The sequence below is a fragment of the Paenibacillus uliginis N3/975 genome (assembly GCF_900177425.1).
In the GTDB taxonomy this organism is placed as follows: Bacteria; Bacillota; Bacilli; order Paenibacillales; family Paenibacillaceae; genus Paenibacillus_AQ; species Paenibacillus_AQ uliginis.
Genome location: NZ_LT840184.1, coordinates 5,294,417 through 5,307,729, shown reverse-complemented (window position 1 = coordinate 5,307,729; position 13,313 = coordinate 5,294,417). Strand labels below are relative to the sequence as shown.

Here is a 13,313-nt window from a genome sequence, read left to right as displayed (position 1 = left end):
AAAAATAAGTATTTATCTCTAAAGGAGTTGATCAAATGTCAGTTTTTCCGATACTGCTTGGTCTTGCTGTGATTGCGGTTGGCCTGATTGCTAACAAAAATCCAGAATTATGGTTGTTCAGAAGAATCGATGATGATTTTGAACGAAGCGATGTCCAATTATCTTTTACACGGTATGGCGGAGTAGTATGTTCAATAATGGGTGTCGTAATTATCATGTTTGGTATGCTTTTTTAATATAAAGGAAGAGACTGCTTGGGCAGGTCTACGATTCTCTGGAAATAAAAATAAGGTCACATGCAATCCATGTAAAAATAAATCAATAACCCGCTCAAAGGAGCGGGTTATTAGCTTATTCAGGTTGCTTCATCTGAAGGGGTGGAGGGATAAGCCATCCTTTTTCTTTATTCATCTGGAGGATTCTTACGCCTAATCCTGCCATGGCAAGATGGTACTTAGCAAATAAGGCACCGATGTCCACCCGAATGGACTGTCCCATAGCTTGGCTACATGCCACAAGTCCAGCTGCGGTTTCCATTGCAATTGTAGCAGCGATTTCCGGATCTGTGAATCGTGCACCCGCAGGAATGTCCTCAAGTTTGACTTCAGGTCGTTCAGGTAACGCGGGAGCAGGAGCAATTCCGTTATCCGTGAGTAATTTATCGAGTTCCTTAATTTCCAGCGAGGCTTGATCGATCAGGTCTTTCAGTATTTTTTTGAGATCGTTGTCCCCGGCGTGGTTTAAATAGGCTTTGTAGCAGGAGACGGCGCCTTTAGCAACCGTAGAAGCTGTCCACACAACAAAAATTTCACCGTAATGCATCGGCTCATCTTTGGGATTACCGTTTAGAATACCCATTTTTTAGTAGCTCCTTATCGTTTGATATTTAACGAATATTATTATGGCCTTTGGATTGGAAGTTCATGCGGATATACTAAGCCTCTTTTCATAACTAGTGAAATGACCCAAGTAAATTTCATGAAAAGTGATACAATAGGATAAATAAAACAAGTTCAAGGGTAGACGGAAGGCGATCCGCCACCCGGGCGGCGAAGTGGAGTGGGATTATGAAAGAAACGCAAACTCAGAAAAAAACAGTTGGTATGGAAGATATCGTACGTGCTCACCACGTGCTGCGTGAGGTGATCATACGGACACCGTTGCAGCGGGATGCGGTGCTGTCTGCCAAATACGGCTGTAATGTGTACTTGAAACGTGAAGATCTACAGGTGGTCCGGTCCTTTAAAATCCGGGGCGCCTACAACATGATCCGCAGCTTAACCGAAGCGGAACTGGCAGCAGGCATTGTATGCGCGAGTGCCGGAAACCATGCTCAGGGCGTGGCTTTTTCATGCAAGGTGCTTAACATTCGCGGCAAAATCTTTATGCCAAGCACCACACCGAACCAGAAGGTGAAGCAGGTCAAACGTTTTGGCGGGAGCAGCGTGGAGGTCATTCTGACCGGAGATACATTTGACGATGCGTATGCTGAAGCAATCAAGATATGCGAAGAACAGGGGATGACCTTCATTCATCCATTCGATGAACCCCGCATTGTAGCGGGTAACGGAACGATCGGGATGGAAGTGATGGAAGAGCTAGACGCACCGGCGGATTATATGTTTGTCACCATTGGTGGCGGCGGTCTTGCAGCCGGAATATCGACTTATGTCAAAACCGTCAGTCCGATGACCCAGATGATTGGTGTTGAACCGTTGGGGGCGGCTTCCATGATTGAAGCCAAGGAACGCGGTGAGGTGGTTACGCTTAAAGAGATCGATAAGTTTGTTGATGGTGCCGCGGTCAAAAGAGTCGGCCAGCTCCCCTATGAAATTTGTAATGAACTTCTGGACGATATCGTCATGGTTCCCGAAGGCAAAGCGTGCACAACCATCTTGGAGCTGTACAATGAGAATGCCATCGTGGTTGAGCCGGCTGGGGCCCTGTCCGTAGCAGCCCTGGATCTGTATGGTGACAAGATCAGAGGTAAAACTGTAGTTTGCGTTATTAGCGGCGGCAACAACGACATCGACCGTATGCAGGAGATCAAGGAGCGTTCTCTGATCTATGAAGGTTTGAAGCATTATTTCATGATCAACTTCCCGCAACGTGCGGGAGCACTGCGTGAGTTTCTGGAGGAAGTGCTTGGACCAGACGACGATATCGCACGGTTTGAATATACGAAGAAGCACAATAAAGAGGACGGTCCCGCACTAGTCGGGATTGAGCTGCTACATCCGGAGGATTACGGTCCGTTGGTCGAGCGGATGAACCGGAAAGGACTCGATTACACCGAACTCAACAAAAACATGAACCTGTTTAACCTGCTGATCTAATCCGCAGGAGCAAGACCTAAGCTCTGACAACCGACATACTCATCGTCATACGATTCTACATGTAAAAAGAGCCTGCATTCCGTTCCAAGGAATGCAGGCTCTTTTGGACTATGACTATCTTTATTCTTGATCCAAGTAAAGACGATTTATTTTCTGGAGAAAAAAACTTTGGTTCCGATCAAACCGACAATGAAAATAACGAGGCTAGCCCAAGGCGGGATAATGAGAACGGGAAGAGAGCGGCCAAGCCAAACCCCTGCAACCAGGATGACGACAACGACCGCGATATAAATTCCCATGTTGCGAATGTTGATTTTACGTTTGCTGTCTTCTGGCTGGAAGGCATCTTTGTTCATCAGGTTCATGATCAGTTTGATCAAAATATAGGAGCCTGCAGCAACGAGCAGAAGGGTGGATATACGAACTTGAGACATTTTCTCCACATTACCACCCGTCATCATCGTGAAGAAACCGACCAGAGCTTGGGCGAAAAAGAACCAGGTTAGCGCCACCCAAGGAATCATCAAGCTAAGCTGGATCTGGCTTAGACCCTTCAGCTTGGGCAAATTCTCTACAAGCTCTGCGCAATATGCCTCAGGATCGTTGCCGAAGACTTCTTTCGCACTTTTGCCCTTGCTCTGGGCATCCAGCAGATGCTGGGCCATCTCGAGCAAAAGCTCTTCACCCCGGGCTTCATTTACAGCACTGGTACGGATATAGACGACCATGTCTTCGTAATATTTCAAGTTGGATGGTGTCATCAGCTCTTGTAGCCGGTTGTTTTCCCGGACCATCTGTTTAATCTTCATGACTTTGTTCCTCCGTTGTCTAAAATGTGATCCACACTATGCTTCAGCGTACCCCAATGCTGTTTAAATTGAGATAAGGTGTCCAGTCCCTTCTCCGTCAGGTTGTAATATTTCCGGGGAGGTCCGCCGGAGCCGGTGTCTGAACGGAGCGTGCCCTCAATCAATTGCTCTTTCTGCATCCGGAGGAGAAGGGGGTAAATGCTGCCTTCGCTAACGAACGTTAAGCCGCTCTGTTCAAGCAGGGTGCTGAGCTCGTATCCGTACACTTCGCGATTTTCCATTAGTGACAGGATGCAGCCTTCCAATATCCCTTTTAGCATCTGACTTTGCGTTGTCATGGCAAACTCCTTTGAGCTGAGTATGTTGTAATACAACATAGTTTACAATGATCTACCTTGTATTGCAAGTTAATGTGTGAGAAAAGTGAACCTTTGACAAAAAGAGAATAATTCCCCGTCAGCTTCTTAACAATATAAGCAATCTTGAATGAACATTCAGGAACAACCACACACGAAAGGGAACATTCGTATGACACAAGAGTACAATGCACGCAGCACAGCGGCAGAAAGACAGGCTTCAGAAGGGGAAAGAATGGATGGCGTCGATACGGACATCGGGATTATAACTCCAGACGATCACCCTTTTGCTGCAGGCAGCATGAATCTAGTTTCGTCGGAAGAGACAATCGGAGCTGAAACGGAAGAAGGAGAGGCAAGCGGATTAAACCTTTGGGCTAATGAACGTGATGATGCACAGTGGATGAATGACTGGAGCGGCCGGGTCGAGACACACTCCATGTTCCGTCGCAGCTACGAATAAGATGAAGAGAGACAGTTGAATGTTATAAATATCACTTTTTGATGTGGTTCAAAAATGGCCCGTTCCGTCCCGTTGACAACTCATATAGGTAATGCTAAGATAATTTTAATTAATTCATATTAAACTTATCGGAATTATTATTATATATGAAAAGTCTTTCGGGGAGGAATGGACATGGAGCGGCAGATCATCATCCGTCACAATCAGGAGGAACTAACGGCAAGTATACATTATCCGTCTAAAGACGGGCGACAGGAAGGGCGCTGCAATCGTGTTCCACTCGTTGTCATCTGCCACGGCTTCGTCGGAAGCCGGATCGGCGTGGATCGCCTGTTCGTGAAGACAGCGCGGGAGCTTGCAGAGGATGGGTATATGGTACTCCGCTTCGATTATATCGGCTGCGGAGAAAGCTCTGGCTGCTACGGAGCTGAAGGGCTGGAGTCCATGATTGCTCAGACCCGTTCCGTACTAGATTACGGACTGAGATGCACCGATGTTGACCCAACCCGGGTGACGCTAATCGGTCACAGTCTTGGAGGAGCCGTAGCGCTTCAGACAGCTGTCCGCGACCGCCGGGTCAAGAATCTTGTTCTATGGTCGGCTGTAGGTTATCCGTTTAATGATATTGTGACTATTACGGGCCGTGACGTGTACGACGCGTCCGTGAAATCTGGAAAAGCAGATTACCTCGGCTATGAATTCACACCGGCGTTTTTCGAATCGCTTGCAGCGGGGCAGCCGTTTCAGGAGGCGATCAAGTTCACTGGAGATGTGCTGGTCATCCACGGAACGTCTGACGAAATTATCCCGGTCGATTATGCGTTCCTGTATCAAAAAGTGTTCTGGATGCGTCCCGAGGGACGCTGTGATAAAGAGATTATCTTCCAGGGAGATCATACGTATTCTGCGGGGCTGCAGCGATCACAGCTGTTGAAACGGACTCGGGAATGGTTGAACGAGCTGGAGAGCGTTCAGCAGGATTGGCAGCATTGGATGATATGACAAAGACCTCCGCTTCACCTGTTCGGGTGAAGCGGAGGTCTTTTCGATACTTATTAGGATTGAAGTTAGTATGGTTTCTCTATATGTGGAACAATGAATTTCGAGCTTGAGATTGTTCTTTACACGGTGCGCTTTTTAAACTTTGGAGCACTGTCGCCATAGGTTGTTCGTCCGCCTTTGTTAAACAATCCACGAAGGTAAGGGAGGACATAGCGATCAAGACCGATTTTACCAGCATTAGCGGCTGCAACGATGATGAGTACTTCAAGTAGTAGCAATTGTGCGTTGGTGCTCACAGTACCCGAGAAGAGGAACGCTGCGTTCATCACGAGTCCCATCAGTGCAGCAAAGGTGGTAAACGTTCCGAGAATGAGTCCAAGACCTACCAGGAATTCACCAAGCGGTACAAGGACGTTGAAGATTTTTACTCCAGGCAGTGCGGCATGTTCCAGGAACGCAGCCCACCATCCTTGTACGGCGGGGTGGTCACCCGCTGCCTTTGCGATTGCCCCCTGCATGAACCCTGCGGCGTCAAATCCGCCTGTTAACTTGCCCCAACCTGCTGTTAACCACTCGTAACCAACATAGACCCGAATGACGGTCAGAAGCCACATTGCAATTTTATTCTCTCTCAGCCATTGGTTAAACATATGAACCACTCCTTAGATGATTTATAATTTCGTGTTATTTTGCTGATTGCTTTTTTGTTTTTATGGAAGATGATCATCTCTTTCATGGCTTAATTATAAGTGAAAAAAATCACGTACCTTGTGATTTAAATCACACTCTTACATAAAATTTAAAATTATTTTTAAACATCTTTAAATGGATGCGATTTCATGAAAAACAAAGATGTATAGAGCGTACGCCTAGCGATTTGTGGGTCCATACCCCTTCTCGTTTTAAAAGTGTTATACCTAAGTCATTTTCCTTCTATAATGTACATTTACAGACAAATAATGCGTTTTATGATTAAATGTAAAATATGGTCTAACTGTCAGTTCAACTTGAGATTTATTGGATTAGAATTTGGGAGTGTTATGAAATTAGGGGGAAAACGAAGATGTTGTTGAACAAAAGAAAATCCGTGTGGAGGACAAGCATTCTGTCCATCTCGGCGGTGCTCATGCTGTCTGCATGTAGTGGGGGAAAAAAGGAAGAGCCTGTCGTAACGCCAGAGGTCCAGACTCCAGTGGAATCGCCAGCGGAAACACCGCCTGGGAAGGAGACTGCTGCATTTACGGCACCGCTTACAGGAATGCCGCTTGAAGAGGCATCCAATCGGAGACCGCTGTCTGTTATGATCAACAATGCGCCTGCCGCGCGGCCGCAATCTGGACTCAGCCAGGCAGACATTGTCTATGAGGTGCTGGCAGAAGGCGGAATCACACGTCTGATCGCTATTTTCCAAAGCCAGACCGGTATTGAGAAGATCGGTCCGATCCGCAGCATCCGGCCTTATCTGATTAATATAGGCGAAAGCTATGGCGGCGTCCTTGTTCATGCGGGAGGAAGTCCGGAAGCGTATTCCATCATCAAGAAACAGGGCAAGCAGGATCTCGATGAGATCGGCAATGCCGGAGCTTATTTTTGGCGGGAGAAGGATCGCAAGGCACCTCATAACTTGTACTCCAGTGATGAGAAGCTTCGTGAAGGAGCGGACAAGCATAAGTTTTCAGGTGATGTGACGATACCGAAGTATACTTTTATGAAGGAAGAGGTAGCGGAACCAGACTCGGATAGTGGATCTATATCTGCAGAGGCAGCGGAACCAGGCTCGGATAGTGGATCTATATCTGCAGAGGCAGCGGAATCAGGCTCGGATAGTGGATCTGTATCTGCAGAGGCAGCGGAACCAGTCTCGGATAGTGGATCTGTATCTGCAGACGTCCCAGCGGGCGAAGCCGCAGCGAAGGTCGACATTACCTTTTTGCTGAAAAATTATGTGGTAGGGTACGCCTATGATGAACAATCTAAGCTGTATCAAAGATCTATTAACGGCCAGCCGCATATCGATCTGAATAACAATTCCGTGCTTACAGCTACCAATGTCATTGTGCTGGGGGCGAACCATAAAGTGCTCGACGATGTTGGTAGACTGGCTGTAGACATTGATCCGGGTGGAGAAGCGATGCTGTTCCAGCAGGGGAAGGTCATTAAGGGACAGTGGGTTCGTTCAGCCGGAGACGTCATCCGTTTCATGAAAGACGGTAAAGAAGTGCCTTTGGTTCCAGGAACGACCTATTTCAACATCGTGCCAAACAGTCCCGCTTTCGACACACATATTACAATTACTAATCCATAATTCGGATTTGCTGGGATAAACGACATCGAAGCGGGTAAGTTATAATTATAGTCTTCAAAATGTAAGCGTATTGCTCGGCTTTTTTTGCGATTTTGGGCGTTTTTAGACAATACTTTGTAGTACACACGTTTCATTGTATGTGATAAGATAATCAAGGTTGTCTTTTCTTTTCATTTCGACGTTCATGGCAATTTTTCGTAAAGGGGTTAGAGTATGAAATTGAAGAAAAAGGATATATTCTTCCAGACGTTGGAGAATATGGCCGATACAATCGTGCAAGCAGCAGATTATTTCTCACAGCACGTTTCTAATCTACAAGATGTTACAGAATTTGCTAATGAAATGAAAAAATTTGAGTCCAAGTGTGACACTTTCACACATACCATCATCACGGAACTCAACAAAACATTTATTACGCCAATTGAACGCGACGACATCATGGATTTGACAACCAGTATGGATGATGTAATGGATGGTCTTGAAGCCACTGCAGCCCGATTTTATATGTATCAGTTGGGCCAGCCGGACGAGTATATCGTTCAGTTTGGCGAAATCTTGCGTCAATCCTCTTACGAAATCCAGAAGGCGATTCATCTGCTCTCGCAGAAGAAGCTGCTGGCTATTCGTGAGTATACCATTCGTCTGAATGACCTGGAAAACCAAGGTGATGAGCTGCTGCGTATTTGTATTAAAGATTTGTTCGCTACAGTATCTGATCCGATCGAACTGATCAAACGCAAAGAGATTTACGAACGTCTTGAGACTACCACGGACACTTGCGAAGACGTGGCAAATATGCTCGAATCTATCATTATGCGTAATTCGTAAGGGGTCCTGAACTATGGATACAACTATGCTCGTATTAGGTATCGTCGTATTTCTGGCACTCGCGTTTGACTTTATTAACGGGTTCCACGATACGGCAAATGCTATCGCAACCTCGGTGTCAACACGGGCGTTAAAGCCTCGGACGGCGATTATCATGGCCGCTTCCATGAACTTTTTAGGTGCGATGTTATTTACCGGCGTAGCCAAAACGATCGGCGGCAGTGTAGCGGATCCGACAACGCTTGACAACGGAATTGAGGTTGTAATTGCAACACTCATCGCCGCAATCATTTGGAACCTCGCGACTTGGTGGTTCGGAATTCCGTCCTCCTCTTCACATGCGCTTATTGGTGCTTTGGCAGGGGCAGTATTTGTCGGAGCAGGAAGCGATAAGCTGAACTATGCCGGATTTACCGACATCGTGCTTGCGCTCATTCTATCGCCGATCATCGCTTTTGTTGTCGGTTATCTGATCATGCAGCTGCTCAAAGTGATCTTTGCCAAAAAGAGTCCGCATACGGTAAACAAAGGTTTCCGTACGATGCAGATCTTTACAGCGGCACTCCAATCCTTCACGCATGGTACGAATGATGCGCAGAAAGCGATGGGGATTATCACGTTCGCACTCGTGACCTCAGGTCAGCTGAGCGAAATGGAAGTTCCGTTTTGGGTTAAGTTGTCTGCAGCAACGGCAATGGCGCTCGGTACTTCGGTGGGCGGATGGAAGATCATCAAAACCATGGGTACCAAAATATTCAAAATCGAGCCGATTAACGGGTTCGCAGCTGATTTTACCGGCGCATCTGTTATTTTTTCGGCTACGTTGCTTCACCTGCCGATCAGTACAACCCATGCTATCACTTCAGCCATACTCGGTGTTGGCTCAGCCAAACGCTTTTCGGCCGTTAAATGGTCTCTTGCGGGTCGTATTGTAATAACTTGGTTTATTACCATTCCGATCACGGCACTGCTTGCAGGTCTTATCTTCAAGATTTTATTCTAGAAACCAGACAACACATACACATATATATAGGATAGTGTGGAGCCAATCATATAAGATTGGCTTTTTTGTTTAAAATATAATAGAAGATTGTTTTGATGAGACTTTTAGAAAAAGGGGGCTGAGGATATGATTCGAACGTTAGCCGTGACCCGCAGCCGTGAGGCTGTCATTGGACTTCCCCTGGAAGAGCTCAATCTGGAGGAATACGATTGGGTCTGGGTCGATTTTAATACGCCGACGACGGAGGAGTCCAGGATGCTGGAAACGTATTTTCATTTTCACCCGCTCGCGGTTGAAGACTGCCTTCATGTTTTGCAGAGACCCAAGCTTGACTATTATGAGGATCAGCAGTTTCTTGTTCTGCATGCTCTAGACCCGGATAACCTGGAAGCTGTGGAGGTCGACTTCTTCCTGTCGCCATCGCTATTTGTGTCATTTCATATGCAGCCCTTGATTGAGGTAGATGAGGCATGGGAGAGGGTAACGGAAGGTGCAAAGCAGAGAGGTATTAAGTCGAATGGAGCTACCTTTTCTGCTTATACGGTCATGGACAAGTTGGTCGACCAATATTTCCCGAGCTTGTTTGCCATAGAGGATGAACTGGCAGAGATTGAGAGCAAAGGCGGAGAAGAATCTATAGAGGACCTGATGCATCAGGTGTTTTCCCTGCGCTCCAAGCTTTTGAAGCTGAGACGGACAGTCGTGCCGATGAGAGATCTACTGTACCGGGTCGTGAATTCGCAGCATGTTCAGAAGCACGGTCATCACGCTTATTTCTCAGATATTTATGACCATTTGCTGAAGCTGACAGATATGATCGAGGTGGACAGAGAGATGACGGCAGACCTGCGTGACAGTTACATATCTTTGAATTCCAACCGGATGAACAATATTATGAAGACATTGACCGTCATTACAACGATCTTTATGCCCTTGACGCTGATCGCCGGCATTTACGGAATGAATTTTTGATGTTATGCCAGAGCTGCATTGGAGTTTCGGATATGGAGCTGTGCTCCTGCTCATGTTCCTGCTGGGGGGAAGCATGGTATTATGGTTCATACGGCGGGGCTGGTTCAAATAAGCCATGTCGGGTGGCGGTTGTAATCTTAAGCGGTTTCATCGTTTCAGGAGGATGTAGGTGATACTCCATGAATGTTATGCTGAATAGGCCAAACCAAGTGTAAGGCAACGAATGCCCCCTCTCACTTGGATTGGCCATGGTGCTGATTCAATATGAACTTTCGAGTTAACGGGCTTCATAAGCGTAAGACGTGGAGCGCCAGCTTAAGATCGCCGGCGCTTTCGTCCACCTGAAGAGGGCCTGCGTGAGCCGGATCTCCGTCTGGCGGCTGAGGAGGAACGACGTTTTCTCGGGGTATATCCATAACTGCTGTTCTTGAAGTCGGTAGTTTTATTGGAGGAAGCCCCCTTGCCTTTTTTGCCAAACACTCCGGCAAAGAGAGACATCATGGGTGCGAGCTGTTGGAAGCCTTGCATGACTTTCTGGACTTTGCCCACGTTCGCAACGAGTCCATCAATTCCGCCCATTCGCTCAATAATGCCTTTGACATCGATATTGCTGAGGTTAAGTCCGCTGAGCAAGCTACTTAGACCGCCGGATCCACCGGTGGAAGGAGCAGTGGTGACCGCGGATACAGGAACCGGAAGATTCGTTCCTACATCAGACGCTCCATCAAAGGGTGTGAAGGGTGGTTGCGCCGCATTTGAATAAGGATAGAGGGAGGGAGTCCCAACCTCTTCAGGGAAGTCAGCATATGGATTAACACCGGGATAAGGCGATGCAGGCGGCATTTCGCTGATTGCCCGCTGGTTCGATGGGCGGCGGTGGTGATAATGGTAATGACTTGGCATGTTTATCACTTTCCTTTTTGAATGATTTACTATACTGTATGAAATAGGCGGGCTAATGGCTTAGGCGTTTGCCCTTGTTTACGGGATAGGAGCGGAATCGGGCGGGTGCCCATGTGGGCCATTAGTGATTTTTTTAGGTGTATTTTTCCATAAAAAAGCCGATGATATGGTTGTCCTGTAGTGCGTGAAATCGTTAATGCTTGAAAAGACTGTATCTGCTCGGGTACAATGAAGGTGCGTATAAGTAACGGTAGGGGATGATCTAGTGCAATTAAAAAAATTAAATGATAAAAGCATCGATCAATTATTTGAATCAGTCCTGACATTGGAGAGTGTGGAAGAATGTTATGTATTTTTCGATGATCTCTGCACAGTCAACGAAATTCAATCTTTGTCTCAGCGACTGGAAGTCGCGCGGATGTTGGGAAAAGGGTGCACATACAACCAGATAGAAGCAGAAACCGGAGCCAGCACAGCAACAATCTCTCGTGTGAAACGGTGTTTGAACTATGGTAATGATGGGTATAAAATGGCGCTGGAACGTTTAGGGCGTTAATGATGAAATCTGGAGTGCTAGTCATCAGTCATGGCTCCAGAGAAGAGACTTGGGTATCGCTGGTGGACGAGGCTGTACGGGAGCTGGCCAAGGATGTGGATGTACCGGTAGTGGCTTCATATCTGGAGTTAGTAGAAGGTCGCCTCATTCAAGACGGTATATTAGCATTGGAAGGCCAGGGTGTCACGGACATGCTGGTTATTCCTTTGTTCGTATCGTCGGGTAGCACTCATATTGATGAAATAGCATACGCTTTGGGTGTAAAGTCTGTGCCCGACAAGGAGACGGATCTCGAACCATTTGAGGTGAAGGCACGGGTCCATTTTGGTACCCCAGTCGACGATGATCCGGATATTGCCGTCATGGTATGGGATAAAGTTCGTGAGCTGTCTTGTGAACCTTCGAAAGAAGTCGTACTTCTGGTCGGTCATGGCAGCCGACATGAGTTGTTTCGCACCCGCTGGGAGCTTGGGATAAATTCTCTGGCTCTACGGGTGGCGGAAGTAAGCGGGACGTTTGCGGATGCTGCGCTGCTGAATCCCGGAAATATCCGGGAAAAGGTGGTAGAATGGAAGGAGCGCGGCTGCGAGGTAATCGTGGCTCCGCTTTTTTTAAGTGAGGGATATTTTACCGAGAAGGTGATTCCGGACCAGCTGGAGGGGCTTTTGTGTCGTTATTCAGGCCGAACGCTGCTGCCTCACCCGCTGCTTCCGCAGTGGATGCTGCGTCAGGTTCGTACCTTCTTGAACCCTTGAAATTATGAATACAGGTGGCGTATCGTAAATGAGAAAAGCACGGTTAATTTATAACCCCACCTCTGGGCGGGAGGAAATGAAGCGGCGTCTGGCCGATATATTGCAACGTCTGGACAACGCAGGTATTGAGACCTCTTGTCATGCGACAACTGGCGAGGGGGATGCGACTCTCGCAGCCGCGGAAGCAGTGGATCGGGGTTATGACCTCATCATTGCTGCTGGTGGCGACGGAACATTGAATGAAGTCATTAACGGCATGGCGGAGAAAGAAAATATTCCACCTTTGGGTGTGTTCCCGCTAGGAACGACGAATGACTTTGCACGGGCGCTTGGCATTTCGAAGAACTGGGAGGAATACTGCGATCTGGTGATTCGGAATGAGACAAGGCCGATTGATCTCGGCAAGGCCAATGACCGTTACTTCATTAATATTGCGGGCGGCGGTACACTGACGGAGCTTACGTACGAAGTTCCAAGCAAGCTCAAGACGATGATCGGGCAGCTGGCGTATTATTTGAAGGGTCTGGAGAAAATGGTCAGTCTGACGCCGCAGGAGCTCATCATCAACGCGAACGGCCAGGCACCGATCCACGATGAGTTCATGGTGTTCCTCATCGCAAACAGCAACTCGGTTGGCGGTTTCGAGAAGCTAGCCCCCGGCGCCAGCATCGACGACGGTCTGTTCGACGTCATTGCGCTGCGCAAATGCAATCTCGCGGAGTTCGTCCGTGTCGTTCACCTGGCCCTGCGCGGGGAGCATTTGAACGATAAGAGGGTCATCCACTTCCGGACCGATTATATGGAGGTTGTCTCCCCGGGTCCAGTGCAGCTGAATCTCGACGGCGAGTTCGGCGGTGTGCTGCCAGGAACATTCCGCAACTTGCCGCAGCATCTGCGGATTTTTACGTGAGGCATGAATTAGATTGAATGTAATAGGAAGCTCCCGTATAATGATGGACGGAGCTTTTACGACAAGCTCCCCTATGGGGGCTTTTTGTTGTTGGGTAAGATTTTGATTATGGATG

At 47.6% G+C, this 13,313-nt stretch carries 15 protein-coding genes and 1 pseudogene; 11 read left to right on the top strand and 5 right to left on the bottom strand.

The annotated features are described in order from the left end of the window. Positions 1 to 35: 35 nt before the first annotated feature. A complete protein-coding gene (locus B9N86_RS24830) occupies positions 36 to 236 on the top strand; it encodes a DUF6199 family natural product biosynthesis protein (protein WP_208915761.1) in 201 nt (66 codons plus the stop codon). 115 nt (positions 237 to 351) lie between these two features. On the opposite strand, the gene B9N86_RS24825 is transcribed toward B9N86_RS24830, so the two are convergent. Beyond that, positions 352 to 858 carry a DUF3231 family protein gene (locus B9N86_RS24825; protein ID WP_208915760.1) on the bottom strand — a complete coding sequence of 169 codons (507 nt, stop codon included), beginning with the start codon at positions 856 to 858 and terminating at the stop codon, positions 352 to 354. 209 nt (positions 859 to 1,067) lie between these two features. Between B9N86_RS24825 and ilvA the strand changes: the two genes are divergently transcribed. After that, positions 1,068 to 2,336 (top strand): threonine ammonia-lyase IlvA, encoded by a 1,269-nt coding sequence (ilvA, locus tag B9N86_RS24820; RefSeq protein WP_208915759.1) that lies wholly within the window; start codon positions 1,068 to 1,070, stop codon positions 2,334 to 2,336. A 146-nt stretch (positions 2,337 to 2,482) separates the two neighbouring features. Here the strand turns inward: ilvA and B9N86_RS24815 are convergent, their stop codons facing one another. Continuing rightward, a complete protein-coding gene (locus B9N86_RS24815; protein ID WP_208915758.1) occupies positions 2,483 to 3,145 on the bottom strand; it encodes a DUF1129 family protein in 663 nt (220 codons plus the stop codon). Continuing rightward, positions 3,142 to 3,483, bottom strand: a complete 342-nt coding sequence (locus tag B9N86_RS24810) for a PadR family transcriptional regulator (RefSeq protein ID WP_208915757.1) — start codon at positions 3,481 to 3,483, stop codon at positions 3,142 to 3,144. The genes B9N86_RS24815 and B9N86_RS24810 overlap by 4 nt, the downstream gene beginning before the upstream one ends. A 190-nt stretch (positions 3,484 to 3,673) precedes the next feature. On the opposite strand from B9N86_RS24810, the gene B9N86_RS24805 reads away from it, so the two are divergent. Next, positions 3,674 to 3,964, top strand: coding sequence for a hypothetical protein (locus B9N86_RS24805; protein ID WP_208915756.1), 291 nt, complete (start codon positions 3,674 to 3,676; stop codon positions 3,962 to 3,964). A 174-nt stretch (positions 3,965 to 4,138) separates the two neighbouring features. Next, entirely contained in the window at positions 4,139 to 4,966 is an 828-nt protein-coding gene (locus B9N86_RS24800) for an alpha/beta hydrolase family protein (RefSeq protein ID WP_208915755.1), read from the top strand. A 119-nt stretch (positions 4,967 to 5,085) separates the two neighbouring features. Here B9N86_RS24800 and B9N86_RS24795 read toward each other — a convergent pair whose 3' ends face one another. Continuing rightward, entirely contained in the window at positions 5,086 to 5,616 is a 531-nt protein-coding gene (locus B9N86_RS24795; RefSeq protein WP_208915754.1) for a DoxX family protein, read from the bottom strand. Between the two features lie 413 nt (positions 5,617 to 6,029). Between B9N86_RS24795 and B9N86_RS24790 the strand changes: the two genes are divergently transcribed. From B9N86_RS24790 to corA, 4 genes and pseudogenes are all read left to right on the top strand, one after another. After that, positions 6,030 to 7,271, top strand: a complete 1,242-nt coding sequence (locus tag B9N86_RS24790; RefSeq protein ID WP_244562841.1) for a DUF3048 domain-containing protein — start codon at positions 6,030 to 6,032, stop codon at positions 7,269 to 7,271. A gap of 213 nt (positions 7,272 to 7,484) precedes the next feature. Then, positions 7,485 to 8,099, top strand: coding sequence for a DUF47 domain-containing protein (locus tag B9N86_RS24785; RefSeq protein WP_208915753.1), 615 nt, complete (start codon positions 7,485 to 7,487; stop codon positions 8,097 to 8,099). A gap of 13 nt (positions 8,100 to 8,112) precedes the next feature. Next, a complete protein-coding gene (locus B9N86_RS24780; RefSeq protein WP_208915752.1) occupies positions 8,113 to 9,102 on the top strand; it encodes an inorganic phosphate transporter in 990 nt (329 codons plus the stop codon). 126 nt (positions 9,103 to 9,228) lie between these two features. Continuing rightward, a pseudogene (gene corA / locus B9N86_RS24775) lies at positions 9,229 to 10,186 on the top strand (magnesium/cobalt transporter CorA). Positions 10,187 to 10,389: 203 nt separating this feature from the next. Here the strand turns inward: corA and B9N86_RS24770 are convergent. Beyond that, complete coding sequence (locus tag B9N86_RS24770) at positions 10,390 to 10,977, bottom strand: hypothetical protein (RefSeq protein WP_208915751.1); 588 nt, start codon at positions 10,975 to 10,977, stop codon at positions 10,390 to 10,392. Positions 10,978 to 11,242: 265 nt separating this feature from the next. On the opposite strand from B9N86_RS24770, the gene B9N86_RS24765 reads away from it, so the two are divergent. From B9N86_RS24765 to B9N86_RS24755, 3 genes are read left to right on the top strand one after another with little or no spacing between them, the layout of a single operon-like run. Beyond that, on the top strand, positions 11,243 to 11,533 hold the full coding sequence (locus B9N86_RS24765; RefSeq protein WP_208915750.1) for a YerC/YecD family TrpR-related protein: 291 nt from the start codon (positions 11,243 to 11,245) through the stop codon (positions 11,531 to 11,533). Beyond that, complete coding sequence (locus B9N86_RS24760; RefSeq protein ID WP_208915749.1) at positions 11,533 to 12,288, top strand: sirohydrochlorin chelatase; 756 nt, start codon at positions 11,533 to 11,535, stop codon at positions 12,286 to 12,288. Before B9N86_RS24765 ends, B9N86_RS24760 begins: the two co-directional genes overlap by 1 nt. A gap of 28 nt (positions 12,289 to 12,316) precedes the next feature. Next, positions 12,317 to 13,198 (top strand): diacylglycerol kinase, encoded by an 882-nt coding sequence (locus B9N86_RS24755; RefSeq protein ID WP_208915748.1) that lies wholly within the window; start codon positions 12,317 to 12,319, stop codon positions 13,196 to 13,198. Positions 13,199 to 13,313 lie beyond the last annotated feature (115 nt).

Bases quoted from the DNA above. Each gene is read 5' to 3' on its own strand.
- B9N86_RS24830 (WP_208915761.1), top strand. From the start codon at position 36: ATGTCAGTTTTTCCGATACTGCTTGGTCTTGCTGTGATTGCGGTTGGC.
- B9N86_RS24825 (WP_208915760.1), bottom strand. From the start codon at position 858: ATGGGTATTCTAAACGGTAATCCCAAAGATGAGCCGATGCATTACGGT.
- ilvA (WP_208915759.1), top strand. From the start codon at position 1,068: ATGAAAGAAACGCAAACTCAGAAAAAAACAGTTGGTATGGAAGATATC.
- B9N86_RS24815 (WP_208915758.1), bottom strand. From the start codon at position 3,145: ATGAAGATTAAACAGATGGTCCGGGAAAACAACCGGCTACAAGAGCTG.
- B9N86_RS24810 (WP_208915757.1), bottom strand. From the start codon at position 3,483: ATGACAACGCAAAGTCAGATGCTAAAAGGGATATTGGAAGGCTGCATC.
- B9N86_RS24805 (WP_208915756.1), top strand. From the start codon at position 3,674: ATGACACAAGAGTACAATGCACGCAGCACAGCGGCAGAAAGACAGGCT.
- B9N86_RS24800 (WP_208915755.1), top strand. From the start codon at position 4,139: ATGGAGCGGCAGATCATCATCCGTCACAATCAGGAGGAACTAACGGCA.
- B9N86_RS24795 (WP_208915754.1), bottom strand. From the start codon at position 5,616: ATGTTTAACCAATGGCTGAGAGAGAATAAAATTGCAATGTGGCTTCTG.
- B9N86_RS24790 (WP_244562841.1), top strand. From the start codon at position 6,030: ATGTTGTTGAACAAAAGAAAATCCGTGTGGAGGACAAGCATTCTGTCC.
- B9N86_RS24785 (WP_208915753.1), top strand. From the start codon at position 7,485: ATGAAATTGAAGAAAAAGGATATATTCTTCCAGACGTTGGAGAATATG.
- B9N86_RS24780 (WP_208915752.1), top strand. From the start codon at position 8,113: ATGGATACAACTATGCTCGTATTAGGTATCGTCGTATTTCTGGCACTC.
- B9N86_RS24770 (WP_208915751.1), bottom strand. From the start codon at position 10,977: ATGCCAAGTCATTACCATTATCACCACCGCCGCCCATCGAACCAGCGG.
- B9N86_RS24760 (WP_208915749.1), top strand. From the start codon at position 11,533: ATGATGAAATCTGGAGTGCTAGTCATCAGTCATGGCTCCAGAGAAGAG.
- B9N86_RS24755 (WP_208915748.1), top strand. From the start codon at position 12,317: ATGAGAAAAGCACGGTTAATTTATAACCCCACCTCTGGGCGGGAGGAA.